Annotated in this window: 22 protein-coding genes, 1 tRNA gene and 1 pseudogene; 10 read left to right on the plus strand and 14 right to left on the minus strand. The window is 70.3% G+C overall.

All coding sequences use genetic code 11. The annotated features are described in order from the left end of the window. The first annotated feature begins 2 nt into the window (after window positions 1-2). Entirely contained in the window at window positions 3-581 is a 579-nt protein-coding gene (locus SGCZBJ_RS00605; RefSeq protein WP_101716098.1) for a nucleotidyltransferase family protein, read from the plus strand. Here SGCZBJ_RS00605 and SGCZBJ_RS00610 read toward each other — a convergent pair. The 8 genes and pseudogenes from SGCZBJ_RS00610 to SGCZBJ_RS00640 all read right to left on the minus strand — a co-directional run bounded on the left by SGCZBJ_RS00610 (window position 578) and on the right by SGCZBJ_RS00640 (window position 5,329). Then, window positions 578-988, minus strand: a complete 411-nt coding sequence (locus tag SGCZBJ_RS00610; protein ID WP_101716099.1) for a hypothetical protein — start codon at window positions 986-988, stop codon at window positions 578-580. The genes SGCZBJ_RS00605 and SGCZBJ_RS00610 overlap by 4 nt on opposite strands. A 105-nt stretch (window positions 989-1,093) precedes the next feature. Further along, entirely contained in the window at window positions 1,094-1,309 is a 216-nt protein-coding gene (locus SGCZBJ_RS00615) for a hypothetical protein (RefSeq protein WP_101716100.1), read from the minus strand. A 39-nt stretch (window positions 1,310-1,348) separates the two neighbouring features. Beyond that, the gene (locus SGCZBJ_RS00620) at window positions 1,349-1,702 is read right to left on the minus strand and encodes a hypothetical protein (RefSeq protein ID WP_101716101.1); all 354 of its coding nucleotides are present in this window, start codon (window positions 1,700-1,702) and stop codon (window positions 1,349-1,351) included. Between the two features lie 74 nt (window positions 1,703-1,776). Then, entirely contained in the window at window positions 1,777-1,905 is a 129-nt protein-coding gene (locus tag SGCZBJ_RS26315; protein WP_276308897.1) for a hypothetical protein, read from the minus strand. A 14-nt stretch (window positions 1,906-1,919) separates the two neighbouring features. Next, window positions 1,920-2,201 carry a hypothetical protein gene (locus SGCZBJ_RS25485; protein WP_240621362.1) on the minus strand — a complete coding sequence of 94 codons (282 nt, stop codon included), beginning with the start codon at window positions 2,199-2,201 and terminating at the stop codon, window positions 1,920-1,922. Between the two features lie 142 nt (window positions 2,202-2,343). Then, window positions 2,344-2,520: pseudogene (locus SGCZBJ_RS26425) on the minus strand (response regulator transcription factor); the annotation flags it as partial. A gap of 74 nt (window positions 2,521-2,594) precedes the next feature. Beyond that, window positions 2,595-4,763 carry a xanthine dehydrogenase family protein molybdopterin-binding subunit gene (locus tag SGCZBJ_RS00635; protein WP_101716102.1) on the minus strand — a complete coding sequence of 723 codons (2,169 nt, stop codon included), beginning with the start codon at window positions 4,761-4,763 and terminating at the stop codon, window positions 2,595-2,597. Further along, on the minus strand, window positions 4,760-5,329 hold the full coding sequence (locus tag SGCZBJ_RS00640; protein ID WP_101716103.1) for a (2Fe-2S)-binding protein: 570 nt from the start codon (window positions 5,327-5,329) through the stop codon (window positions 4,760-4,762). Before SGCZBJ_RS00640 ends, SGCZBJ_RS00635 begins: the two co-directional genes overlap by 4 nt. A 190-nt stretch (window positions 5,330-5,519) precedes the next feature. On the opposite strand from SGCZBJ_RS00640, the gene SGCZBJ_RS00645 reads away from it, so the two are divergent. From SGCZBJ_RS00645 to SGCZBJ_RS00655, 3 genes are all read left to right on the plus strand, one after another. Beyond that, window positions 5,520-6,416, plus strand: a complete 897-nt coding sequence (locus SGCZBJ_RS00645; RefSeq protein ID WP_101716104.1) for an NAD(P)-dependent oxidoreductase — start codon at window positions 5,520-5,522, stop codon at window positions 6,414-6,416. Window positions 6,417-6,814: 398 nt separating this feature from the next. Then, window positions 6,815-8,407 carry a bifunctional phosphoribosylaminoimidazolecarboxamide formyltransferase/IMP cyclohydrolase gene (purH, locus tag SGCZBJ_RS00650; RefSeq protein ID WP_101716105.1) on the plus strand — a complete coding sequence of 531 codons (1,593 nt, stop codon included), beginning with the start codon at window positions 6,815-6,817 and terminating at the stop codon, window positions 8,405-8,407. A 163-nt stretch (window positions 8,408-8,570) separates the two neighbouring features. After that, the gene (locus SGCZBJ_RS00655) at window positions 8,571-9,344 is read left to right on the plus strand and encodes a dienelactone hydrolase family protein (RefSeq protein WP_101716106.1); all 774 of its coding nucleotides are present in this window, start codon (window positions 8,571-8,573) and stop codon (window positions 9,342-9,344) included. Window positions 9,345-9,354: 10 nt separating this feature from the next. On the opposite strand, the gene SGCZBJ_RS00660 is transcribed toward SGCZBJ_RS00655, so the two are convergent. The 3 genes from SGCZBJ_RS00660 to SGCZBJ_RS00670 all read right to left on the minus strand — a co-directional run bounded on the left by SGCZBJ_RS00660 (window position 9,355) and on the right by SGCZBJ_RS00670 (window position 13,736). After that, window positions 9,355-10,065 carry a CPBP family intramembrane glutamic endopeptidase, BDIM_20840 family gene (locus tag SGCZBJ_RS00660; RefSeq protein ID WP_101716107.1) on the minus strand — a complete coding sequence of 237 codons (711 nt, stop codon included), beginning with the start codon at window positions 10,063-10,065 and terminating at the stop codon, window positions 9,355-9,357. Window positions 10,066-10,123: 58 nt separating this feature from the next. Then, complete coding sequence (locus SGCZBJ_RS00665) at window positions 10,124-11,200, minus strand: AraC family transcriptional regulator (RefSeq protein ID WP_101716108.1); 1,077 nt, start codon at window positions 11,198-11,200, stop codon at window positions 10,124-10,126. 193 nt (window positions 11,201-11,393) lie between these two features. Further along, entirely contained in the window at window positions 11,394-13,736 is a 2,343-nt protein-coding gene (locus tag SGCZBJ_RS00670; protein ID WP_101716109.1) for a TonB-dependent receptor, read from the minus strand. A gap of 93 nt (window positions 13,737-13,829) precedes the next feature. Between SGCZBJ_RS00670 and SGCZBJ_RS00675 the strand changes: the two genes are divergently transcribed. From SGCZBJ_RS00675 to SGCZBJ_RS00695, 5 genes are all read left to right on the plus strand, one after another. Next, the gene (locus SGCZBJ_RS00675) at window positions 13,830-14,882 is read left to right on the plus strand and encodes an RluA family pseudouridine synthase (protein WP_101716110.1); all 1,053 of its coding nucleotides are present in this window, start codon (window positions 13,830-13,832) and stop codon (window positions 14,880-14,882) included. 77 nt (window positions 14,883-14,959) lie between these two features. Next, on the plus strand, window positions 14,960-15,655 hold the full coding sequence (locus SGCZBJ_RS00680; RefSeq protein WP_240621363.1) for a hypothetical protein: 696 nt from the start codon (window positions 14,960-14,962) through the stop codon (window positions 15,653-15,655). Window positions 15,656-15,733: 78 nt separating this feature from the next. Continuing rightward, the gene (locus tag SGCZBJ_RS00685) at window positions 15,734-16,573 is read left to right on the plus strand and encodes an MBL fold metallo-hydrolase (RefSeq protein ID WP_101716111.1); all 840 of its coding nucleotides are present in this window, start codon (window positions 15,734-15,736) and stop codon (window positions 16,571-16,573) included. Window positions 16,574-16,642: 69 nt separating this feature from the next. Then, a complete protein-coding gene (locus tag SGCZBJ_RS00690) occupies window positions 16,643-17,062 on the plus strand; it encodes a PaaI family thioesterase (protein ID WP_101716112.1) in 420 nt (139 codons plus the stop codon). Window positions 17,063-17,198: 136 nt separating this feature from the next. Then, window positions 17,199-17,288: transfer RNA gene (locus SGCZBJ_RS00695), tRNA-Ser, on the plus strand. Between the two features lie 21 nt (window positions 17,289-17,309). Here SGCZBJ_RS00695 and SGCZBJ_RS00700 read toward each other — a convergent pair. Beyond that, a complete protein-coding gene (locus SGCZBJ_RS00700) occupies window positions 17,310-17,723 on the minus strand; it encodes a hypothetical protein (RefSeq protein WP_101716113.1) in 414 nt (137 codons plus the stop codon). 101 nt (window positions 17,724-17,824) lie between these two features. Then, a complete protein-coding gene (locus SGCZBJ_RS00705; RefSeq protein WP_101716114.1) occupies window positions 17,825-18,826 on the minus strand; it encodes a LacI family DNA-binding transcriptional regulator in 1,002 nt (333 codons plus the stop codon). Window positions 18,827-19,031: 205 nt separating this feature from the next. On the opposite strand from SGCZBJ_RS00705, the gene SGCZBJ_RS00710 reads away from it, so the two are divergent. Continuing rightward, on the plus strand, window positions 19,032-20,222 hold the full coding sequence (locus tag SGCZBJ_RS00710; protein WP_101716115.1) for an MFS transporter: 1,191 nt from the start codon (window positions 19,032-19,034) through the stop codon (window positions 20,220-20,222). A gap of 91 nt (window positions 20,223-20,313) precedes the next feature. On the opposite strand, the gene SGCZBJ_RS00715 is transcribed toward SGCZBJ_RS00710, so the two are convergent. Beyond that, complete coding sequence (locus tag SGCZBJ_RS00715; protein ID WP_101716116.1) at window positions 20,314-20,622, minus strand: hypothetical protein; 309 nt, start codon at window positions 20,620-20,622, stop codon at window positions 20,314-20,316. Window positions 20,623-20,896 lie beyond the last annotated feature (274 nt).

Consider the following 20,896-nt stretch of genomic DNA (forward strand, 5'->3'; position numbering starts at 1 on the left):
GCATGCGACTTGAGGCCATCGTCCTGGCGGCTGGCGCGGGAACGCGCTTCGGCGGCGGCAAGCTGCTCGCCGGCTATCGCGGCCGGCCGCTGCTGGACCATGCCCTTGACGCGGCTCTGGCGGCCCCGGTGGAGCGGGTGACGGTGGTGATCCGGCCCGGAGACGCAGCGGTCGCGGCCCTGGTCGCCGCGCGTCCCGACCAGCGCCTGCGCCCCCTGCTCGCCCCCGACGCCGCCGAGGGCCTGGGCGCCTCGCTGCGCGCCGGGATCGCGTCGCTGGATCCAGCGACGACGGGCGTCTTCGTGTTCCTGGGCGACATGCCGGACGTTCCGCACGGCCTGGCGGGCGAACTGGCTACGCAGCTGGACGGATCGACCCGGATCGTTGCCCCGGTTCATGCCGGCCAGCGCGGCCACCCGGTGCTGTTCTCGAAAGCCTGCTTCCCGGACCTCCTGGCCCTTTCGGGCGATCGCGGCGCCCAGGGGCTGATGGCGGCGGCGGGCGATGCGCAGGTCATGGTCCCGACCGACGCGCCCGGCGTGCTGTTCGACGTCGACCGGCGCGAGGACCTGGCGGACTAGACGCCCTCGTCCCCGACCCGACGCTGCTCGCGCCAATGCCGCCAGACAGCCACCGCCAGCATGGCCAGGATGCCGTAGCTCCAGACCGCCAGGCTCAGCTTGTAGGTGTTGATGGTCACGCGATGGTCGATGACCGTGGCCAGGTGCGAGGCCACGCCCAGCATCTGGAACGCCGCCACCACCACCGTCCACAGCCGGCGTGACGACAGCGAGACCCAGACGAACAGGGCGGCGATCACCCCGTCGACCAGCATCAGGCCGATGTCGGCGAAACGCGCGCTGTTGCGAAAGACGATCAGCGAGACGACCCATCCGCCCAGCGTGATCATGCCGACGCGCCGCGCGGGCTTGTCTCCGAACCGTATGGCCAGACCGCAGACGACGATCGCCACGCCGAAGGAAATCAAGGCTTGTATCAAAGGAGGCCCCCCGACTCGCGGGGGCAACATGACGCAAGTCGGGCCCGGATCAAGCGTGATCCGAGCCCGTGCTCACTTGAGGGGCGACGCGCCCTAGTGGTGCGTCAGCCGGCCTTCGCCGAGGATCCGACGCACCTCGTCGATCACGACCAGGGCGCCTTCGGCGTCGTTGGCCTCTTCCATGGCGATCAGCCGATGCATGAGCGCTGTCAGCACCCGCTTCTGGATCGGGCAGAGGTCGCGCAGGCAGCGGCCGAATTCGGCGGCTTCATCGATCGCCGGCTGAAGCGCGGCGAGAACGGCGGTCATGGATTGGCTCCAGGAATAAGAGGGGGGCGCGGCGCGGCCTTAAGCGGCGCGGGCGCCGTCGATGGCGCGCAGGCCGATGGTGCGCGGCGTATCGCCGTCCTCGGACTTGCCCATGTCGCCGATGGCCAGGGCGCCGCAGCCGATCTGGGCGCGGACTTCGGCGAGATCGCTGTGCGCCTTCACGATGGTCCGACGGGCGGAAAGAATGTGGATCAGGGTGTCGCCGAGGGTCTCGATCGCTTCCTGGCCGATCACGGCCGACAGCTGCGCATCGAGCCGCAGGGAGGGCAGCAGGCCCACCAGCTCGGCGGTTTCACGCAGGGCCGCATCGATGGCGGCTTCGGCGCGCTTCAGTTTCTCGGCCCCAGCACGGGCCGCGTCGCTGCGTTTCATGCAAGACTCTCCCACTCGCGCGGGAGCCCCCCGCACGTTCAAGGCAGTTGGATTGTTGGAAAGCTGGTCGCCGGTCAGTGCGCCGGCGGCGTGCTCCAGCCCTCGCGGAACCGCTGGAGGGCGAAGAGGAATTCATGGGCTCCCATGGTCACCACGCTGAGCAGCACGCCGGCCGCCAGGGCTGAAACCAGGATCAGGCCCATCCATTGGGCGGGAGTCAGGTCATTGCGCCAACCTCCCCGCGTTCGGACCGGATCGGACTGTCGTCCGACAGGAAGGCCGTCGCCGCGAGAACCCGCAGCAGCAGCTTCGAAGGAGGATCGCCAGCCGCCTGCGCCTTGCGCAGCGCCGAAACCGTCTCCGGCACCAGGCGCTCCCGCTCGGGGGTGCCCGCCATCAGGGTCAGGCCCTCTTCCAGCGATTTCCAGCTCGCGATGAAGAAGGCCGAACCGGGAGCGCCCGAAGGCCTCGTCTTGGGTGAGTTGTCGTTCATGGCCATGGCCGCTCCCGCTGTTGAAGTCAGGAGAGACCGGCTCGGGCTCGACGGCTAGGTCTGGCGATTGCCTACGGTAGTCATTACCGGGGTCCCAATTACCGGGGGCCTGCTCCCAGGCCACGAAGGCCAGGGCGGCGTCGCGGCGCGGCATGCCGGCCAGGCGACGGCGGGCGCTGAGCACATGCATCTCGACGGTCTTGGGCGACAGGCTGAGCAGGCGCGCGATTTCCTTCGAGCGCTGATGCTGGGCGATCAGGCGCAGGATCTCGCGCTCACGAGGCGTGAGTTTCTCGAAACCAAGGCTGTCGGCAGGCTCGACCATGGCGCTAAGATGGTCCTAGCACAGCCTCTCGTCCAGCGGTCCGACGTCAATTCCGGTCGCGCCAAGGTTAACGCTCAGGCGGACCGGACGAACGGAAGCTTTGCAGTGGCCTGGCCCGACAGCGCCAGCAGGGCGTTGGCGACCGCCGGCGCGATCACCGGCGTGCCCGGCTCGCCCACCCCGCTGGGCGGCGCGACGGACGGAACGATGTGGGTCTCCACGCTCGGCGCCTCGCCGATCCGCAGCACGCGATAGGTATCGAAATTGCTCTGGTCGACCGCCCCGTCGGTGAGGGTGATCTGGCCATAGAGCGCCGCCGACAGGCCATAGCAGGTCCCGCCCTCCATCTGGGCGGCGATCTGGTCGGGCGAGACCGCCGTGCCGCAGTCGATGGCGGTGACCACCCGGCCGACCCTGGGCGCGCCGTCCACCAGCTTGACCTCGGCGACCTGGGCCACGACCGAGCCGAAGCTCTCGTGCACCGCCACGCCGCGCGTCCAGCCCGTCGCAGCGGTCACCCCGGCCTTCTCGACCGCCAGGTCCAGGGCCGCCAGGTGGCGGTTGGCGCCGGCCTTGGCGTAGAGCGCGCGGCGGTACTCGACAGGATCCTTGCCCGCCTTGCGGGCCAGCTGGTCGATGGTGTGCTCCATGACGAAGGCCGTGTGGGTGGCCCCCACCGAGCGCCACCACAGCACCGGCACGCCGACCTCCGGAAAGGCGACCTGGGCGTCGACGACGGGCGTGGCCTTCAGGTAAGGCGAATCCGACGCCCCCTCGACGGCAGTCTGGTCGACGCCCTTCGAGGGCATCGGCGAGTCCTTCATGATCGACTGGCTGACGATGCGGTGGCGCCAGGTCGCGGGCATGCCGTCCTTGTCCAGCGTGACCCGCACGGCATGGGCCACCAGCGGCCGGTAATGGCCGGCGCGCATGTCGTCCTCGCGGGTCCAGACCAGCTTCACCGGCTTGCCGCCGCCAACCTTCTTGGCCACGTGCACGCACTCGGCGACGTAGTCGGAGGTGAAGGTCGCCCGCCGCCCGAACGAGCCGCCGGCGAACAGGGTCTCGATCTCGACCGAGCCCGGCAGGGTACCGACGATCTTGGCCGCGTTCAGCTGGTCCAGGGTCTGGCCCTGAGAGCCGTGCACCAGCCGCACGTGATTGCCGTCGACGATCGCCACGCAGTTCATCGGCTCCATGGTGGCATGGGCCAGATAAGGGAACTCGTAGACCGCCTCGAAGGCGTCCGATCCTCCGGCCGCCTGGCCGGCGTCGCCCTTGGCCCCGAACGACTCCCACTTCTGGTCGGCCGGCCCCTTGCCCGTGGCGAGGTCGCGGAAGGCCGCGGCGATCTCGGCGGAGCCGCGTTTCTCGGCCTTGGCCTCGTCCCAGCGCACGTCCAGCGCCTCGCGGCCCAGGCGCGCGGCCCAGGTGGATCTGGCTGTCACCGCCACCCCGGTCGGGATCTCGAACACGTCGACCACCCCGGCGACCTTCCTGGCCGCGTCGGCGTCGAAGCTCTCGACCTTGGCCCCGAACTTGGGCGCATGGGCGACCATGGCCGTCAGCATCTCAGGCAGATGGACATCCTGGGTGTAGCGCGCGGTCCCGTCGCTCTTGGCTTGCGCGTCCTTGCGGCGCACGCGGTCGGTCCCGATCAGGGTGAAGGTCTTGGGATCCTTGAGCGTCGGATTGGCCGGCGGGGTCGCCTTGGCGGCGTCGGCCATCAGGTCAGCGAAGGCGGCGCTCTTGCCCGAGGCGTGGGTCAGCACCCCGTCCTTGACCACGATCTCGCCGGCCGGGACGTTCCAGCGGTTGGCGGCGGCCTCGACGAACATCGCCCGCGCGCCGGCCCCGGCCTTGCGCAGCTGCTCCCAGCTGTTGGAGATCGCCGAGCTGCCGCCGGTCAGCTGGGCCCCCAGGGCGCCGTTGCCGTAGAGTTTGGCGTTGGCCGGCGACTGCTCGACGCGGACCTTGGTCCAGTCGGCGTCCAGCTCCTCGGCGACGATCGCCGCCAGGCCCGCGTGATTGCCCTGGCCGAACTCGATGTGCTTGGAGATCACCGTGACGAAGCCGTCGGGCTCGAAGCGGATGAACGGACCGAACGCCCCGACCTCGACCTTGGAGCCGGCGCTCATCAGGTCGGCGGGCGAGCAGCCGACGCTCAGCGCCCCGCCCACGACCACCGCCCCGACCACCACTTCGCGGCGGCTGAAGCCTTCCCTGCCCGCCAGCTTGTTCATCGCACCTCTCCGCGCTGCACCCGCGATGTGGCGCCCGCCGCCGCCGCGACCGCCTCGTCGACGGCGGCCTCGACCTCGGCCTCCTTGGCGGCCGGCGGCGCGGCGACCACCGGGGCGGCGGCGCTGGTCGCGGCTTCCTTGATCGCCGCCCGGATCCGCTGATAGGCGCCGCAGCGGCAGATGTTCCCGCCCATGGCCGCGTCGATGTCCTCGTCGCTGGGCGACTTGGTCGCCGCCAGCAGGGCGGCGGCCGACATGATCTGGCCCGACTGGCAGTAGCCGCACTGCGGCACGTCCAGCCTGACCCAGGCCTGCTGCAGCGGATGGGCGCCGCCCAGGCCCTCGATGGTGGTGATCTTGGCGCCCGACAGGGCGGCGATCGGGGTGACGCACGAGCGCACCGGGTCGCCGTTCACATGCACCGTGCAGGCCCCGCACTGGGCCAGGCCGCAGCCGAACTTCGTGCCGGTCAGGCCCAGCTCGTCGCGCAGCACCCACAAGAGCGGCGTGTCGGGCTCGGCCTCTACCGACACCGTCTTGCCGTTGACGTCCAAGCTCGCCGCCATGCGTCGTCTCCTGCCCTCGAAATCGGAGCTAACACCGTTCCCCCGAAGCTCCGCCAGTGAAATTTAACGCCGTCAGGATGGCCTCGGCTCCAGTTCCTCGACGCCTGTTGCGCGAAAAGGCTCACGCTCGCGGCCGACGCGCCCTAGCCTTGAACCTCGACCCGCGCGCCCCACGCCAGAGGACCCCGCCTTGGACTCCTTTCCCGCCTACTTCCCCCTCGCCGGCCGCAAGGTGGTGATCGCCGGAACCGGCGAAGGCGCCGAGGCCAAGGCCCGGCTGTTCGACGGCTCGCCCGCAACGCTGGTGCGCCTCGACGGCCACGCCGCCTTCCTGCCCGGCTCCTATTCCGGCGCGGTGCTGGCGTTCGTCTCCAGCGCCGACGAGGTGTTCGCCCAGGCGGCGGCCCGCGCGGCGCGCGCCGCCGGCGTGCTGGTCAATGTCGTCGACAAGCCCGACATGTGCGACTTCAACACCCCCGCCGTCATCGACCGCGGCGAAGTGGTGGCCGCCGTCGGCACCGGCGGCGCCGCGCCCGTGCTGGCCACCATGCTGCGCTCGGACATCGAGGCCCAGGTGCCCGAGGGCGCCGGCCGCGTGGCCGCCCTGATGCGCAACTTCCAGAGCGAGGTGCGCGGCGCCCTGCCCACGCTGCACGAACGCCGGGCCTTCCTGCGCGAGGCCCTCTCTGGCGAGGCGGCCCAGGCGGCGATGACCGGCGACATGGAAAAGGCCGGCGCCCTGTTCCGCGAGGCCCTGGCCAGGAGCGTTCGCAAGGAAGGCAGGATCCGCTTCGTGGCCGGCAAGGGCCCGGCCGACCTCCTGACCCTGCGCGCCGTGCGGGCGCTGTCGGCCGCCGACGTGCTGGTCATCGACGAGGCCGCCGACCCCGAAGTCGTCACTTTGGCCCGCCGCGACGCCCACCGCCTGCCGCCGGCAGAGGCCACGCCGGAACACCTGATCGAGCTGGCCAGGAGCGGCCGCCAGGTCGTGCGGCTGGTCGCCGCCCCGGTCGAAGCCGCCGACATCCAGGCGCTGGCGGCGGCGGGGGTGGCGGTGGAAGTGCTGCTGGCGGCGCCGAACGCCTGACGGCGTCCCCCTCAGTCGCTCCGCGACAGCTCCCCCTCTGGGGGAGGTGGCCCGGAGGGCCGGAGGGGGGCCGTTTTCAGCTGCCGCCGAGCCCTGCCTTTCTACAGAAAGCGCGCCCCATTGATCGCTTCGCGATCGCCTCCCCTATAGGGGGGAGGCTCCTCAACCACCGCGCCGCATTGACTCCCCGTCCCCCCTCCGTATGTTCCGCGCCGTTCGAGTGACTGGCGTTGAAGGTGGGTGACCACCGGGGAGCCCGAACCGGTGCGCTTTCATTAGAAAGCGCACTCGGCAAGCAAGCTTGCGAGCGGACGCAAAACCGGCGTCCACTTTTGCTGCTCGCAAGCCGCCGCGCGCCTGGGCTCCTTTCTGATCGCAACCAGACCCGGAGTCCCGCCGTGCCCGCCGCCCCCGACTATCCGTCCGCCCCCGATCTCGTCGCGCCTGCGCGCGCCCTGCTGTCGGTCTCCGACAAGACCGGCCTGGTCGAGGCGGCCAAGGTCCTGCACGAGGCGGGCGTCGAGCTGGTCTCGACCGGCGGCACCAAGGCGGCCATCGCCGCGGCCGGCCTGCCGGTGAAGGACGTGTCGGACCTGACGGGCTTCCCCGAGATGATGGACGGCCGGGTCAAGACCCTGCACCCCATCGTCCACGGCGGGCTTCTCGGCGTTCGGGATGCTCCCGAACATGCCAAGGCCATGGCCGACCACGGCATCGGCGGCGTCGATATCCTCTATGTGAACCTCTATCCGTTCGAGGCCACCGTCGCGAAGGGCGGCGCCTACGAAGAGTGCGTCGAGAACATCGACATCGGCGGCCCGGCCATGATCCGCTCGGCGGCCAAGAACCACGGCTACGTGTCGGTCTGCACCGACCCCGCCGACCTCGCCGAAGTGCTGGAAGCGCTGAAGGCCGACGGCGGCACGTCGCTCGCGTTGCGCAAAGCCCTGGCGGCCCGCGCCTACGCCCGCACGGCGGCCTATGACGCGGCGATCTCGGCCTGGTTCGCCGCCCAGCTCGGCCAGGACTTCCCGGCCCGCAAGAGCATCGCCGGCGAGCTGCGCCAGACCATGCGCTACGGCGAGAACCCGCACCAGAAGGCGGCTTTCTACACCTTCCCCAATCCCCGCGTCGGCGTGGCCACGGCCAAGCAGCTGCAGGGCAAGGAACTTTCCTACAACAACATCAACGACACCGACGCGGCCTTCGAGCTGATCGCCGAGTTCGACCCGGCCCAAGGCCCGGCCGTCGCCATCATCAAGCACGCCAACCCCTGCGGCGTGGCGCTGGGCGCCACCCAGCGCGAGGCCTATGAGCGGGCTCTCGCCTGCGACCCCACCTCGGCCTTCGGCGGCATCGTCGCCACCAACACCCGCCTGACCCGCGAGGCCGCCGAGGCCATGGTCGAGATCTTCACCGAGGTGGTGATCGCCCCGGAAGCCGACGACGACGCCGTCGCCGTGTTCGCCGCCAAGAAGAACCTGCGCCTGCTGGTCACCGGCGGCCTGCCGGATCCGCTGTCGACGGGCGACACCTTCAAGAGCGTTGCCGGCGGCTTCCTGGTGCAATCGCGCGACGACGCCCGCATCAAGGCGACCGACCTGAAGATCGTCACCAAGCGCCAGCCGACGGACGAAGAGATCCGCGACATGCTGTTCGCCTTCCAGATCGGCAAGCACGTCAAATCCAACGCCATCGTCTACGCCCGCGCCGGCCAGACCCTGGGCGTCGGCGCCGGCCAGATGAACCGCAAGGACAGCGCCCGCATCGCCGCCCTGCGCGCCGCCGACTTCGGCCTGGACCTGGCCGGCTGCGCCTGCGCCTCGGAAGCCTTCTTCCCGTTCGCCGACGGTCTGATCCAGGCGGCCGAAGCCGGCGCCACGGCGATCATCCAGCCGGGCGGCTCGATGCGCGACGCCGAGGTCATCGAGGCCGCCGACAAGCTTGGCCTCACTATGGCCTTCACCGGCGTGCGAGTGTTCCGCCACTAACTCGCGTCACGAGATCCTCGCCCCCTCGGGCCGCGCCTGCGCGGCGCGCCCAAGGACAAGCTTCGACTAGCTCAGGGTGAGGATCTCGACCGACGGGCCGCAACCATCGTCCTCATCCTGAGCCCGTCGAAGGACGAGGACGACGCACGGAGTTCGACGTCGCATGGACAGCACAGCCTGGGGAGCCAAGGTCGTCGCGCGCTCGCGGTTGTTCAAGCCCGCGGGGCTGGGCCCCTTTCCCGTCGCGCTGATCCTGCACGGCTGCGGCGGCAAGACCCCGTTCCTGGAGACCTATGCCGAGGTCGCCGTGAAGGCCGGCTACGCGGCCATCGTGCTCGACTCGTTCAAGCCGCGCGGCATGAGCACGCTGGACGGCAAGCTTTTCGTCTGCACCCTGATGACCCTGCACGGCGCCAAGCGGGCCGCCGACATCTTCGGGACCCTGGCCTGGCTGAAGACGCAAGGCTGGGCCCGGGCCGACCAGGTGTTCCTGGCCGGCTGGAGCCACGGCGCCTGGTCGATCATGGACGCCTACGCCGCCGGAACCTCGGCCCCCAGCGCCACCGGCCTGGCCGACGCGGACGCCGTGGCCCTGCGCCGCCAGGTCAAGGGCGCGCTGCTGGTCTATCCGTATGCGGCCTATCCCTCGATGACCAGCCGACGCGGCTGGGGCCCCGGCGCCCCGCCGGTGTGGTCGGTGCTGGGCCAGAAGGACGGCGTGGTCGGCTGGCGCTTTCCCAAGAAGGCGCTCGACCGCCTGACCGCCGACGGCGTGAAGGTCGACCTGAAGCTCTATGCCGACGCCACCCACGCCTTCGACGACGACAAGGCCAATGACCCGCGGGCCATCTACCGCCCCGACCTCTTCCAGGAGGTGCAGGACTATTTCGGCGCGGCGTTGAAGGCCGTCGCCCCCTCCAGGCCCGCCTTCGCCTGAGCCCAAGGCCTCACACCACCAGCATCACCGCATTACCGAAGTTGTGCAGCAGCACCGGCGCCAGCACGCTGCCGGTCCGCAGGCGCAGCCACACAGCGATCAGCGACGGCAGGGCGGTCAGGGCCATGGTCAGCGTGTCGAACGCGAACCCGTCCTTGCCGTAGCCGAAGGCGTGCGCCAGGCCGAACAGCGCGCACGACAGGATCGCGCCCCAGCCGAACGTGATCCCGCCCAGCTTCCAGGGCGTCCCGAACGCCCGGTCCAGGACCAGCAGCAGCACCCCGCGATAGAACAGCTCCTCCTCCAGCCCCGGCATGGTCAGCTGGAAGGCCAGGGTCTCGGCCGAGACCTTCTCATTGGGAAAGACGAGCGCCAGCGCCAGGAACAGGCCGACATAGAGCCGCGCCACCGGCAGGGCGGCCTTCAGGCTGCCCCGGGCCTGCACGAGGGTCAGGCCGGCGGCCTTGCGGCCCACCACCGCGGCGACCGCCAGGGTGGCGGCCAGGGCCAGGATCTTGCCCTGCCAGTTCCAGTCGCCGGCCGGCAGCAGTTGGGGCAGCAGGCCGTAGCCACGCGTCAGCAGGGCGTCGTTGAGCAGGACGAAGCCCGCCGCCGCCAGCAGCCAGCGCCAGTCGACGCCGCCGCGACGCACGAGGGCGATCGCGCCGCCCGCCGCCAGCAGCATCGCCACGATCGCCAGGATGGAAATGAAGCCGTTCATGCCTGCTCCTCGAAACTCGATGGCGGCGCTGTAGAGGGCGTCGGCCCGCCCCGGCTCCTCAGAAAGCGGCTGAGCGTTCCTCAAAACCCGGCGAAACCGCCTTCGCCGCCCGCCAGGCGCTGGGCGAAACGCCTTCGGTCGCCAGGAACACGCGGTTGAACGAGGCCAGCGAGGCGAAGCCCGCGTCATGGGCGATGGCGATCAGCTTGTCGTCGCGCCGGGCCGGATCGGCCAGCAATCGCCGCGCCTCGCCCATGCGCTGGGCGTTGAGGAAGGCCCGGAAGTGGTCGTGGCCCAGCCGGTGATTGACGAAGCGGCGCACGGTGCGCTCGGGCGCGCCCATCGCCCGCACGAAGCTGGCGAAGGTCAGGTCGGGATCCAGGTGGATGCGCTCGACTTCGACCAGGGTCTTCAGGCGCTGCGCCAGCCGCGCCTGCGCCGCATCCTCGGGCGCGGGAGCCGCCGGGACGGGGGTCGGCGCCGCGCCCAGCGGCCAGACCTCGATCCGCAAAACGAGGCTCGCCAGCCAGCCGGCGAAGCCCAGCAGGGCCAGGTTCTGGACGATGGAGAAACCCAGCGGCCTCCAGTCCAGCCCCATGACCAGGTCGACGATCAGGTCGGCCAGCAACTGCCCGGCCATCAGTACGACCACCCAGATCCGCGCCGCCCGGCGGCCCTCCACCAGGTCGCCCTCGCGGTCGCCGATCACGCGCACGGCCAGGTGGCCGACCATGCCAAGGCCCATGGCCACCAGCATCCACGACAGGCCCCGCTCGGCCAGGGCCGGTCCAAACACGCCCCTATCGGCGCTGGCCACCAGGATCCAGGCGATCCCGCCGACCAGCACCGCCCCCCGCGGCCGGAAGGCCGGATCGAAGGCCGCCAGGCAGAACCACCAGAGAAAGACGGCCGCATAGCCGCTCAGCAGGTGCGCGGCCGCCCCCGCAGGTCCGGCCAGCCGCAGGACCGCATCCGGCGTATTGCCGGCCAGGAATCCGGCCAGGCATAGCGCCAGCGGCCCGAAGCTCGCCGCCAACCGCCGCCCCTTGGGGTCGCGCGCCAGCAACGCCGCCAGCCCCAGCAGCAGGGCCGCGCCGGCGATGCGCACGATGACGTCGAGTTGGCGCGGATCCATGGCCAAGGTCTAGCCGAGGACGGTCCGGCTAGGCGAGGGGTCAAGGAACCTCCCTCGTGGGGGAGGCGGCCGAAGGCCGGTGGGGGGCCGTTTTCAGCTTTCGAGGCCGCTGCCGATTTCCGGGAAACTCCCCCCTCCGATCGCTACGCGATCACCTCCCCCACAGGGGGAGGTTCCTCGCAAGACGCCACCCCTACCGCTTGATCGACACCGACACGCCCATGAAGCGCGGTTCGCCGGCGATGAAGGTGGGGATGCCGAAGGCGTCGCCGGTGTTGCCGGCGTCCTTGATGTAGTCCTGCTCCAACACGTTGGTGACGAAGGCGCCGAAGGTCAGCGGGCTGTTGTCGGGCTGGTATGTCAGGCGCAGGTTCAGGAGGCCGTAGGCCTTCTGCTTCTCGTCCTGCACCGTGTCCTTGATCACCCCGGTGGTGGTCTGCAGGGCGGTGATGTCGTTGTTGTTGTCGAAGAACATCTCCGACTGCCAGGTGTAGGTCGGGATCAGGGTGAAGCGGCCGACGCCCGTGTCGAAGCCGGCCTTCACGCCGATCGAGGCCTGATGGTCGGGCGACAAGCGGAAGTGGTTGCCGTCGAACAGGCCGTTGCCGAAGCGGGCGTGGCTGTAGCCGTAGGTGGCGAAGACCAGGAAGTCCTTGGTCGCCTGGAAGTTCACCTGGCCCTCGAAGCCGGTAGCCTTGGCCTCGCCGGCGTTCAGCGGGATCACCTGGCCCGCGTCGGTGCGCTGGCTGGTCTGGAAGTTCTCGTAGTCGTAGCGATAGATCGCGCCTTCCAGGGTCAGGCGACGGTCCAGCAGGGCGGTCTTGGCGCCGGCCTCGTAGGAGGTGACCTCTTCGGCCGCCACCTCGCGGAAGGTCGCCGCCGCGCCCGGCGTGCCGTTGCTGCCGGCCAGCACCTTGGGCCGGCGGCCGGTCGAGACCGAACCGTAGAGGCTGGTGTTATCGGCCGCCTTGTAGCGCGCCACCAGGCGGTAGGTGACGCCGTTGTCGGTGAAGTCCTGGTACTGCGCCTTGCCGTTCAGGGTAGGCTGCACGATCAGGCCGCGCTGGGTTCCGGTCTGGGCCAGCATGATGATCGACGGGCCGCTCATCGTGGCGCCGTAGCCGCTGGTCTTGTCGTCGTAGGTGTAGCGGGCGCCGGCGGTCAGCTCGAGGCGGTCGGTGGCCTTGAAGGTGACGTCGCCGAACACGTCGTAGGAGTTGGTCTCGCCGTAGTTGGTGTATTCCTCGCGTCGGGCCGACGGCAGGGCCGCCAGCGCCGGCAGGACGTTGATCACCGACATCGGCAGGGCGTTGGGGATCGGCAGCTGGCCGGTCAGGAAGAGGCCGGCGACCTTCTCGTTGATCAGCATCGGCACGCGCTGGCTGCCGTCCTCCCAGAACCAGCTGGCGCCGCCGAAGGCCGTGATGCGGCCGCCGGCGTCGTAGTTGAGGCGGAACTCCTGGCTGGCCGACTTGCCCTGCGCGTCCTCGGCGAAGGTCAGCATCGGCAGCGAGAAGCCGTCCGGATCGAACACTTCCTCACCGGTGAAGTAGCGATAGGCCGAGGTCGAGTTCAGCGTGAACTTGTCGTTGAGCCTGTAGCTGGCCAGGGCCGTCAGGCTCCACAGGCGACGGTTCAGGCCCAGTTCTTGGTTGTTCTCGAAGCCCTCGACGGTCGACAGCGCCGCGCCGGAATTGCGGCCCCGGTCGCCGAGCACCGCGCCGGTCTGCGGATTGGTCGGGGCGTAGGTCAGCGACTTGAACGAGGTGCCCGACGGATTGTCCTGCTGGTAGTTGTAGAGCACGTCCAGCTTGAAGCGGTCGCCCGGATCGTAGGCGATGGCCACGCGCACGGCCTGGGTGTCGGTGGAGTTGAAGTCCTCGCCGCCAAGCAGTTTCTCGACATAGCCGTCGCGCTTCTTGGAGCGGGCGGCCACGCGCACCGCCAGGGAGTCGCCGATCGGCACGTTCACCACGCCCTCGACCAGGGCGTAGCCGTTGTCGCCGCCCTCGATCTTCAGGTTGGCGGCGGCCTCGTGCCTGGCCTTGGCCTGGATGATGTTGACCGCGCCGATCAGGGCGCCGCGGCCATAGAGGGTCGACTGCGGACCCTTGGCGATCTCGACGCGCTCCAGGTCGAAGAGCTCGACATAGGAACCGCGCGACTTCGAGATCGACACGCCGTCCTGATAGACCGACACGCGCGGCTCGGTGGTGGCCTCGCCGCTGTCGGAGGTGATGCCGCGCATCACGAAGCCGGGGTTGTTGGGCGACTGGTTCTGCACGTCGAAGCCGGGCACGAACTGGCCCAGTTCCTCGAACTCCTGCAGGCCCAGCGCTTCGAGGGTCTCGCCCGAATAGGCGGTCAGCGCGATCGGCACGTCCAGCACGCTCTGCTCGCGCTTCTGGGCGGTGACCACCACTTCCTGCACCTCGGTCGAAGTGGGGGCGGGGGCGTCGGCGGCGATGGCCTGGCCGGCGAGGCTCAGGACCAGCAGGCTGGCTCCGGCGAGCGAGGTGGTGCGGATGGCGCGCATGGACTATTCCCCTCCAACAACTGTACGAGGCCTCGCCCCTAGGGAGCGGCCGTGTCGCCCGCGCGACGGGGTTGTGAAGGAGCCGTGAAACCCTTGGCCGACGCCGACGACGAGATCGAGGACCTGCAGGACGCCCCCGACGACGCAGGGGCCGCCGATACGGATGGCGAGCGCCGCCTGCAAGGCCGTCTCGACGGAGATCTCGTCGGCCAGCGGCTCGACAAGGCGCTGGCTGCGCTGTTCGACGAACTCTCCCGCGCCCGGCTCCAAGCCCTGATGGCCGAGGGCCGCGTCTTCCGCCTCGGGGCGGACGGCCAGCCGCAAGCGGTGACCAACGGATCGGCCAAGGCCCAGGCCGGCGACTACCTGGTGGTCGAACCGCCGCCGGCCCCGGCGATTCCCGAGCCCGAGGCCATCGCGCTCAGCGTACTCTATGAAGACGCCCACCTGATCGTGGTCGACAAGCCGGCCGGCATGGCCGTGCACCCCGCCCCCGGCAGCGAGACCGGCACCCTGGTCAACGCCCTGCTGCACCACTGCGGCGACAGCCTGTCGGGCGTCGGCGGCGTGGCCCGGCCGGGCATCGTCCATCGACTGGACAAGGAAACCTCCGGCGTCATGGTCGCGGCCAAGAGCGACGCGGCTCATCGCGGCCTGTCGGCCCTGTTCGCCACCCACGATATCGACCGCATGTACGTGGCCCTGGTGCGCGGCGCGCCGCATCCGTCGTCGGGCACGATCGAAACGCGCCTGGGCCGCTCGCCGCACGACCGCAAGAAGATGGCGGTGCTGAAGAGCGGCGGCCGCGAGGCGGTCACCCACTACAAGGTCGAGCGCACGTTCGGCGGCGATGCGGGAAAGCCGCTGGCCGCCCGGGTGTCGTGCCGGCTGGAGACCGGCCGCACCCATCAGATCCGCGTGCACATGGCCAGCAAGGGCTCGCCATGCCTGGGCGATCCGGTCTACGGCGCTGGCGCCCCCGCCGCCCCGGTCAAGGCGATCCTGGTCGAGACCGGCTTCGCGCGCCAGGCCCTGCACGCCGCCCTGCTGGGCTTCGTCCATCCGGTGACGGGACAGGCCCTGCGCTTCGAAACCCCCCTGCCCGCCGACATGGCCGCGGTGCAGGCGGGGCTGGAGGCGCTGTGAACTTGCGCCCACGAAACATTCGCGCCCTAATTCAGCTTCGCCGCCCGCGTATCGGTTGAGGGCTGGAGATCCGTCACATGCTGTTCGCCGCCCGCCTCGTTCCTGCTTTCGCCCTCCTCGCCGCGCCCGTGCTGGCGCTCGCCGCCGGCGCCGACGACGAGGTGGTGGCCACCGCCAAGACGACGTCGAGCCCGGCCCAGGCCGCGGCCGCCCCCGCGCCGGCTGCGCCCGAGACCACCCGCCCCCTGACCACCCAGGAGCAGATCGACGCCTGGCTGAAGACCTCGCCGGTCAAGACGACGGCCCAGGACGGCCCGCTGAACCTGTCGCGCGACGACGACGCCGGGCCGATCAAGCGCAAGATCCACGGCAGCGTCGAGGTCGGCGTCGGCACCGGCGGCTATCGCCACATGTCGGCCACCGCCCTGTTCCCGGTCGGCGAGACCGGCACGCTGGGCGTCGCCGTCTCGCAGACCGAGTTCGGCAAGAACGGCCGCTGGGGCTACGGCTACGACGACTTCGGCTACGGGGGCCCCGGCTATGGCGGCCTTGGCTACGGCGGGCTCGGATACGGCGGCTATGGCTACGGCCCCTACGCCCGCGGCGGCAAGAGCCAGTCGGTGGCCGTATCGCTCGACATGTCCGGCCGCGGCGCGGCCGCCGAGCGCTGCGTCGACGGCCTGCGCGCCGACGACGGCCGCTATGTCGAACCGCTGTGGGCCACGCAGATGCGCGGCTCCCAGCGCCCCTGCGACATCGACGACCGTCGCTGACCGGACGATTGCGGCGTTCGCCGAAGCTTAACGGCTTGCCGTCATGGTGCCCGCAAACGGGGACCTTCAGGCGTAAGCATGCAGCCGGAAATCACAGCGTACCACCACGCCGCCAGCGGGCGCGTGACCTATCTCGTCTCTGATCCGGCGACCCTGCTCTGCGCCATCGTCGATCCGGTGCTGGACTTCGATCCGGCCACCGGCGAGACCTCGACCGCCTTCGTCGACGCCATCATCGCCGACATTCGCGAGAAGGACCTGGGGCCGACCTGGATCCTCGAGACTGCCGTCCATACCGGCCACCTGTCGGCCGCCGGCCACCTGAAGTACGAGACCGGGGCCTCGGTCGCCATCGGCGCCTACGTCCTGGAAAGCCTGCAACGCCTCGTCCCCGCCCTCGGCGCCGAGGGCGTCGACCTCGAAGGCTGGGACTTCGACAAGCTGGCCCGCGAGGACGACGAGCCGCTGATCATGGGCGGGATCGCGTTCCACCCCATCGCCCTCTCCGGCCGCCTGCCCGGCGCCGTGGCCTACAAGGCCGGCGACGTGGTCTTCGTCGGCGACGCCCTCCTGCCGACCGGCCTGCCGGCCAGCGATGCGCCCGGCGCCGACGCCGCCGGCCTGTTCGCCGACGCCCGCAAGCTGCTGGCCCTGCCTGACGACGTGCGGGTGCTGTCCAGCTGGGCCGGCGCCGACCCGGCCGCCGCCGACACCACCGTCGCCGCCCAGAAAGCCGCCAATCCTGACGCCGGCGACGGCGTGACGGCGGCGCAGTTCACGGCCCGCCGCGCCGGCGAGAGCGCCGAACCCTCGGCCCTGACGATCGCCGCCCTCGACGTGGCGGTGCGGTCGGGCAAGCTGCCGCCGGCCGACGAGAACGGCGTGCGCTTTCCGCCGCGGAACATTCGTTCTCTTTAAAAACCCACTTGCCACGACGACCACCGGCGCGCCTAATGCTTCGCACGTGAAGTATCAGGAGCCGCCGCCATGGCCGACGAACAGAGCGCCAACCTCACCGCCGTCCAGGCCGGCAGCCTGCCCGACCATCTGGGCCTGCAATGGCAGGAGGCCAAGCCGGGCTTGGTGCGGGGCCGCTTCGACGTCGCGCGCCACCACATGGCCCCCAACGGCTTCCTGCACGCCGCCGCCGTGATCGCGCTCGCCGACTCGGCCAGCGGCTACGGCTGCGTCGTCTCGCTGCCCGAGGGCGCGACCGGCTTCACCACCATCGAGCTGAAGTCGAACTTCCTGGGCACGGCCCGCGACGGCGGCGTGGCCTGCGAGGCCAAGCTCGTGCACGGCGGCCGCAACACCCAGGTCTGGGACGCCGTCGTCACCGCCGAAGGCACGGGGAAAACCATCGCTCTTTTCCGCTGCACCCAGATGATTTTGTACCCGAAGGCCTGACCCGCGACGGAGGGTCGCGGCCCTCCGCGAGAAAAGACGAAAAACCGCGTCATAGCCTCTTGCGCTCTTCCGGCGTCGCGGATAGGTATCCCGCCCTCACTCAAGACCGGCCAAAAGCTGGTCACGAAGACCCCCTGGAGAGGTGGCAGAGTGGTCGAATGTACCGCACTCGAAATGCGGCGTGCCTGGAAGGGCACCGTGGGTTCGAATCCCACCCTCTCCGCCATTACCCCCTGAAAATCGAGCTTTAGAACTCGCCGACGAGCCAATCGTCGAGCAGGTTCAGCTGACGTGCGCAGTACAGCAGCCATGGCAGCCGCTTTCTGCTGACTCCGTCTGGGGAAACAGCCTTCAACCTTGCGATCCAGAGATCATCGCGCTCACTGAGATCCGCTCGCCCTTCGTAGCAGTCGCTGATCAGCGATTTGATGCTGAAGCCATCGAAAACCCTGATCAGTTGCCTCCGGTCCCTGATCTGAAGCAGCCTCTCAGCTTGCTCGGTGGTCAGTCCCCTGTCGAGCAACAGCAATTCGAGCTTCTTGCAGAACTTGCGCTCCCACACCGAGAGCACGTGCTCGCCAAGCGCAAGAACACTGGCGACGACACGACGCGCCAGAGCACGATCTCTCTTTATCGCTTCGACTTCACGCCACGACACCATTGCCACCTCGCCCGTAAGACGCGGATTACTGGTACGCTGGATGTGGAGAACTATGTGGAAGATGCCGTGAGTCGCGCCAACCGTGAATGACGGTTAGAAATTCAGCCCCGCCGCGTGCTCTCGCGCTCGACCAGCCGTGACGGCACGGTCCGCGCCACGCAGGTCGCGCCAGCTTCGAGGTCGAGCAGCTCCATCGCCACCGCAACGTGAGCGTCGACGTCCTGGTCGAACGAGGTCAGGCGGTAGGGGGCCCAGGCGGCCATGTCGAGATTGTCGAAGCCGACCACCAGCACGTCGCCCGGCGCGCTCAGGCCGAAGTCCTCGCGCAGCACGTCGATGACGCCGAAGGCGGCCAGGTCGTTGGCGCAGAAGAGAGCGTCCGGCCGCTCGGCTCCGGAGAACAGGTCGCGCGCCGCCTGCTCGCCGCTGGCGTAGTCGTAGCCGCCGCCCGCTCGCGTGGCCGGCGGCAGGCCCAGCGTCGCCAGGCCATGGGCGAAGCCGGCCTCGCGGGCGACCTGGGCCGGGCTGTCGGCCGGTCCGGCCACGAAGCCGAAGCGCGTCCCGCCCCGCTCGCGCAGCAGGCGGGCGGCCGCTTCGCCGGCGGCGAAATTGTCGGACGACACCGAGCGGATCCAGTCGCCGGCCAGATCCGAGTTCAGGGTGACGATCGGGATGCGCAGCTTCGACAGCTGGTCGGCGGCCGCCTGCGACGTCAGGGCCAGGGCCGAGACCACCGCGTCGACGCGATAGCCGGCCAGCTGGTCGACGACGCCGTCGAGGATGCGGTCGCTCTCGACCCGCACCAGCATCATCTGCAGCCCCGCCGCGGTTAGGGCCTTGGAGAAGGCCTCCAGCGTCATGGCGAAATAGGGATTGTAGAAACCGCCCACAACGACGGCGACGATGCCCGAGCGGTTGGTCTGCAGGATCTTGGGCAGCAGGTTGGGCCGATAGCCCAGGGCCTGCGCCGCCTCCAGGATCCTGGCGCGCGTCGCTTCGGCGATCCGGGCGCCGGGCGTGAAGGCGCGCGACACCGCCGACTGCGACACCCCCGCCGCCCTGGCCACGTCGGTCGACGACGGCGGTCGCCAGTTTCCGCTCATGCGGCGATCCCTCGCGCGATTTTCCCCTCGCCGTCCCTATTAGAGGCTTGCGTTCGGAATGGCGAGTGAATAGCTATGCACACATTCGACCAACCGCAGCGCGGCTCCTAACCGCGCGCCGTCTCCGCCGGGCCTTCGCGTCCGGGCGGGCGATAGGCGCGTGCGCGACCGGCCTCGCCGCTTTCCGTTCCAGCAAGGTCCGCCAATGAGCGTCCCCGCCCGCAGCGCCCCTTCCGCCGCGCTCGTCCAACTGGCCCTGGCCCTGGGCGGCTTCGCCATCGGCACCACCGAGTTCGCCTCGATGAGCCTGCTGCCCGACTTCGCCCGCGCCCTGGGCGTGGACGAGCCGACCGCCGGTCACGCCATCAGCGCCTATGCCCTGGGCGTCGTCGTCGGCGCGCCGGTGATCGCCGTGCTGGCGGCCAGGATCGCCCGCCGCACCCTGCTTGTCGGCCTGATGGTGCTGTTCGCCATCGGCAACGGCCTGTCGGCGCTGTCGCCCAATTTCGAGACCATGGTGATCTTCCGCTTCCTCAGCGGTTTGCCGCACGGGGCCTATTTCGGCGTCGCGGCCCTGGTCGCCGCCTCGCTGGCCGCGCCCGACAAGCGGGCCTCGGCGGTGGCGCGGGTGATGATCGGCCTGACCGTGGCCACCATCGTCGGCGTGCCCCTGGCCAACGCCGTGGGCCAATGGATCGGCTGGCGCTGGGGCTTCGTCATCGTCTCGGCCCTGGCGACCTTGACGGCCGTCTCGGTGTTCCTGCTGGCCCCGCGCGAGCCCGCGCCGAAGGACGCCAGCCCCCTGCGCGAGCTGTCGGCCCTGGCCAGCCGCCGCGTCTGGTTGACCCTGGGCATCGGCGCCATCGGCTTTGGCGGCATGTTCGCGGTCTACACCTACCTGGCCTCGACCCTGGTCGAGGTCACCCACGCCTCGCCCGCCGCCCTGCCCGGCGTGCTGATGGTGTTCGGCCTGGGCATGACCGCCGGCACCCTGGTCTGCGCCTGGGCCGCCGACCGCGCACTGATGCCGGCCGTCGGCGCCATCCTGCTATGGAGCGTCGCCTCGCTGGCCCTCTATCCGATGGCCGTCGGCAGCCTGTGGACCCTGGTCCCGGTGGTGTTCCTGATCGGCTGCGGCGGCGGCCTGGGCGCGGCCCTGCAGACCCGCCTGATGGACGTGGCCGGCGAGGCCCAGACCCTGGCGGCGGCGCTGAACCACTCGGCCTTCAACACTGCCAACGCGCTGGGCCCGTGGCTGGCCGGACTGGCCGTCTCGGCCGGCTTCGGCTGGCGCTCGACCGGCTGGGTCGGCTGCGCCCTGGCGGCCGGCGGCTTCGTGATCTGGGCGATCGCCGTCTGGGACGACCGCCGCGAGCGGGCCCTGGCGGCGGCCTAGGGGCCGGCCGGCTTCGGCGCCGGCGTCCAGGGCCAGACCTTGCGCCGGTCCGACTTCAGGATCTTGTCCTCGTAAGCCGCCTCGGTTTCTGTCAGGGGCGCGGAATACACATCGGGACCGCCGTACAGCACCATTCGGGTGCGCAGGCCGACCTCGGTGTAGGCCTCATGGCAGGACGTCGGGCGGCGACCCTGAACTCCGCCCTGGCCGGGCCCTTGAGCACATGCTCGGCCCTGACCACGGCGGGCTCCTCCTCGCTGCGATAGGGCGCGATGACCTCGCCGTCGATGACGGCCGCGGCTTCGGCGATCGTCTCGCGCGCGCGGCGCATCTTCTCGTAGTTGCTCGGTTCCTCGATCACGACGATGGAGCAGGCGCTCGCTTGCGCGCCCAGGCTCATGGCCGCGGCCGCCGCCGTTCCGACAAGACAACCCAACGCATCGCCGCTCCCCCTCGCCGCTGCGCATAGTGCATGGCGCGAAGGAGCGGCCAAGGGCCATCAGACGACAGGCTGGCCCTTCTCCATCGCCAGGGCCACGGCCTCGGCATCGGGCCCCAGGACGAGGTGGACGACAGGTCCGTCGAGGCGGACGAGGGCGCGCACGCCGGCGGCCTTGAGGGCGGGTTCGTCGAGCTTGGCGGGGTCGGCCAGTTCCAGGCGCAGGCGGCTGGAG

Origin of the sequence: Caulobacter zeae, from assembly GCF_002858925.1 — a bacterium.
Lineage (GTDB): Bacteria > Pseudomonadota > Alphaproteobacteria > Caulobacterales > Caulobacteraceae > Caulobacter > Caulobacter zeae.

Bases quoted from the DNA above. Each gene is read 5' to 3' on its own strand.
- SGCZBJ_RS00605 (WP_101716098.1), top strand. From the start codon at position 3: ATGCGACTTGAGGCCATCGTCCTGGCGGCTGGCGCGGGAACGCGCTTC.
- SGCZBJ_RS00615 (WP_101716100.1), bottom strand. From the start codon at position 1,309: ATGACCGCCGTTCTCGCCGCGCTTCAGCCGGCGATCGATGAAGCCGCC.
- SGCZBJ_RS00620 (WP_101716101.1), bottom strand. From the start codon at position 1,702: ATGAAACGCAGCGACGCGGCCCGTGCTGGGGCCGAGAAACTGAAGCGC.
- SGCZBJ_RS26315 (WP_276308897.1), bottom strand. From the start codon at position 1,905: ATGGGCCTGATCCTGGTTTCAGCCCTGGCGGCCGGCGTGCTGCTCAGC.
- SGCZBJ_RS25485 (WP_240621362.1), bottom strand. From the start codon at position 2,201: ATGGCCATGAACGACAACTCACCCAAGACGAGGCCTTCGGGCGCTCCC.
- SGCZBJ_RS00635 (WP_101716102.1), bottom strand. From the start codon at position 4,763: ATGAACAAGCTGGCGGGCAGGGAAGGCTTCAGCCGCCGCGAAGTGGTG.
- SGCZBJ_RS00640 (WP_101716103.1), bottom strand. From the start codon at position 5,329: ATGGCGGCGAGCTTGGACGTCAACGGCAAGACGGTGTCGGTAGAGGCC.
- SGCZBJ_RS00655 (WP_101716106.1), top strand. From the start codon at position 8,571: ATGGACAGCACAGCCTGGGGAGCCAAGGTCGTCGCGCGCTCGCGGTTG.
- SGCZBJ_RS00660 (WP_101716107.1), bottom strand. From the start codon at position 10,065: ATGAACGGCTTCATTTCCATCCTGGCGATCGTGGCGATGCTGCTGGCG.
- SGCZBJ_RS00665 (WP_101716108.1), bottom strand. From the start codon at position 11,200: ATGGATCCGCGCCAACTCGACGTCATCGTGCGCATCGCCGGCGCGGCC.
- SGCZBJ_RS00670 (WP_101716109.1), bottom strand. From the start codon at position 13,736: ATGCGCGCCATCCGCACCACCTCGCTCGCCGGAGCCAGCCTGCTGGTC.
- SGCZBJ_RS00680 (WP_240621363.1), top strand. From the start codon at position 14,960: ATGCTGTTCGCCGCCCGCCTCGTTCCTGCTTTCGCCCTCCTCGCCGCG.
- SGCZBJ_RS00685 (WP_101716111.1), top strand. From the start codon at position 15,734: ATGCAGCCGGAAATCACAGCGTACCACCACGCCGCCAGCGGGCGCGTG.
- SGCZBJ_RS00690 (WP_101716112.1), top strand. From the start codon at position 16,643: ATGGCCGACGAACAGAGCGCCAACCTCACCGCCGTCCAGGCCGGCAGC.
- SGCZBJ_RS00700 (WP_101716113.1), bottom strand. From the start codon at position 17,723: ATGGTGTCGTGGCGTGAAGTCGAAGCGATAAAGAGAGATCGTGCTCTG.
- SGCZBJ_RS00705 (WP_101716114.1), bottom strand. From the start codon at position 18,826: ATGAGCGGAAACTGGCGACCGCCGTCGTCGACCGACGTGGCCAGGGCG.
- SGCZBJ_RS00710 (WP_101716115.1), top strand. From the start codon at position 19,032: ATGAGCGTCCCCGCCCGCAGCGCCCCTTCCGCCGCGCTCGTCCAACTG.
- SGCZBJ_RS00715 (WP_101716116.1), bottom strand. From the start codon at position 20,622: ATGAGCCTGGGCGCGCAAGCGAGCGCCTGCTCCATCGTCGTGATCGAG.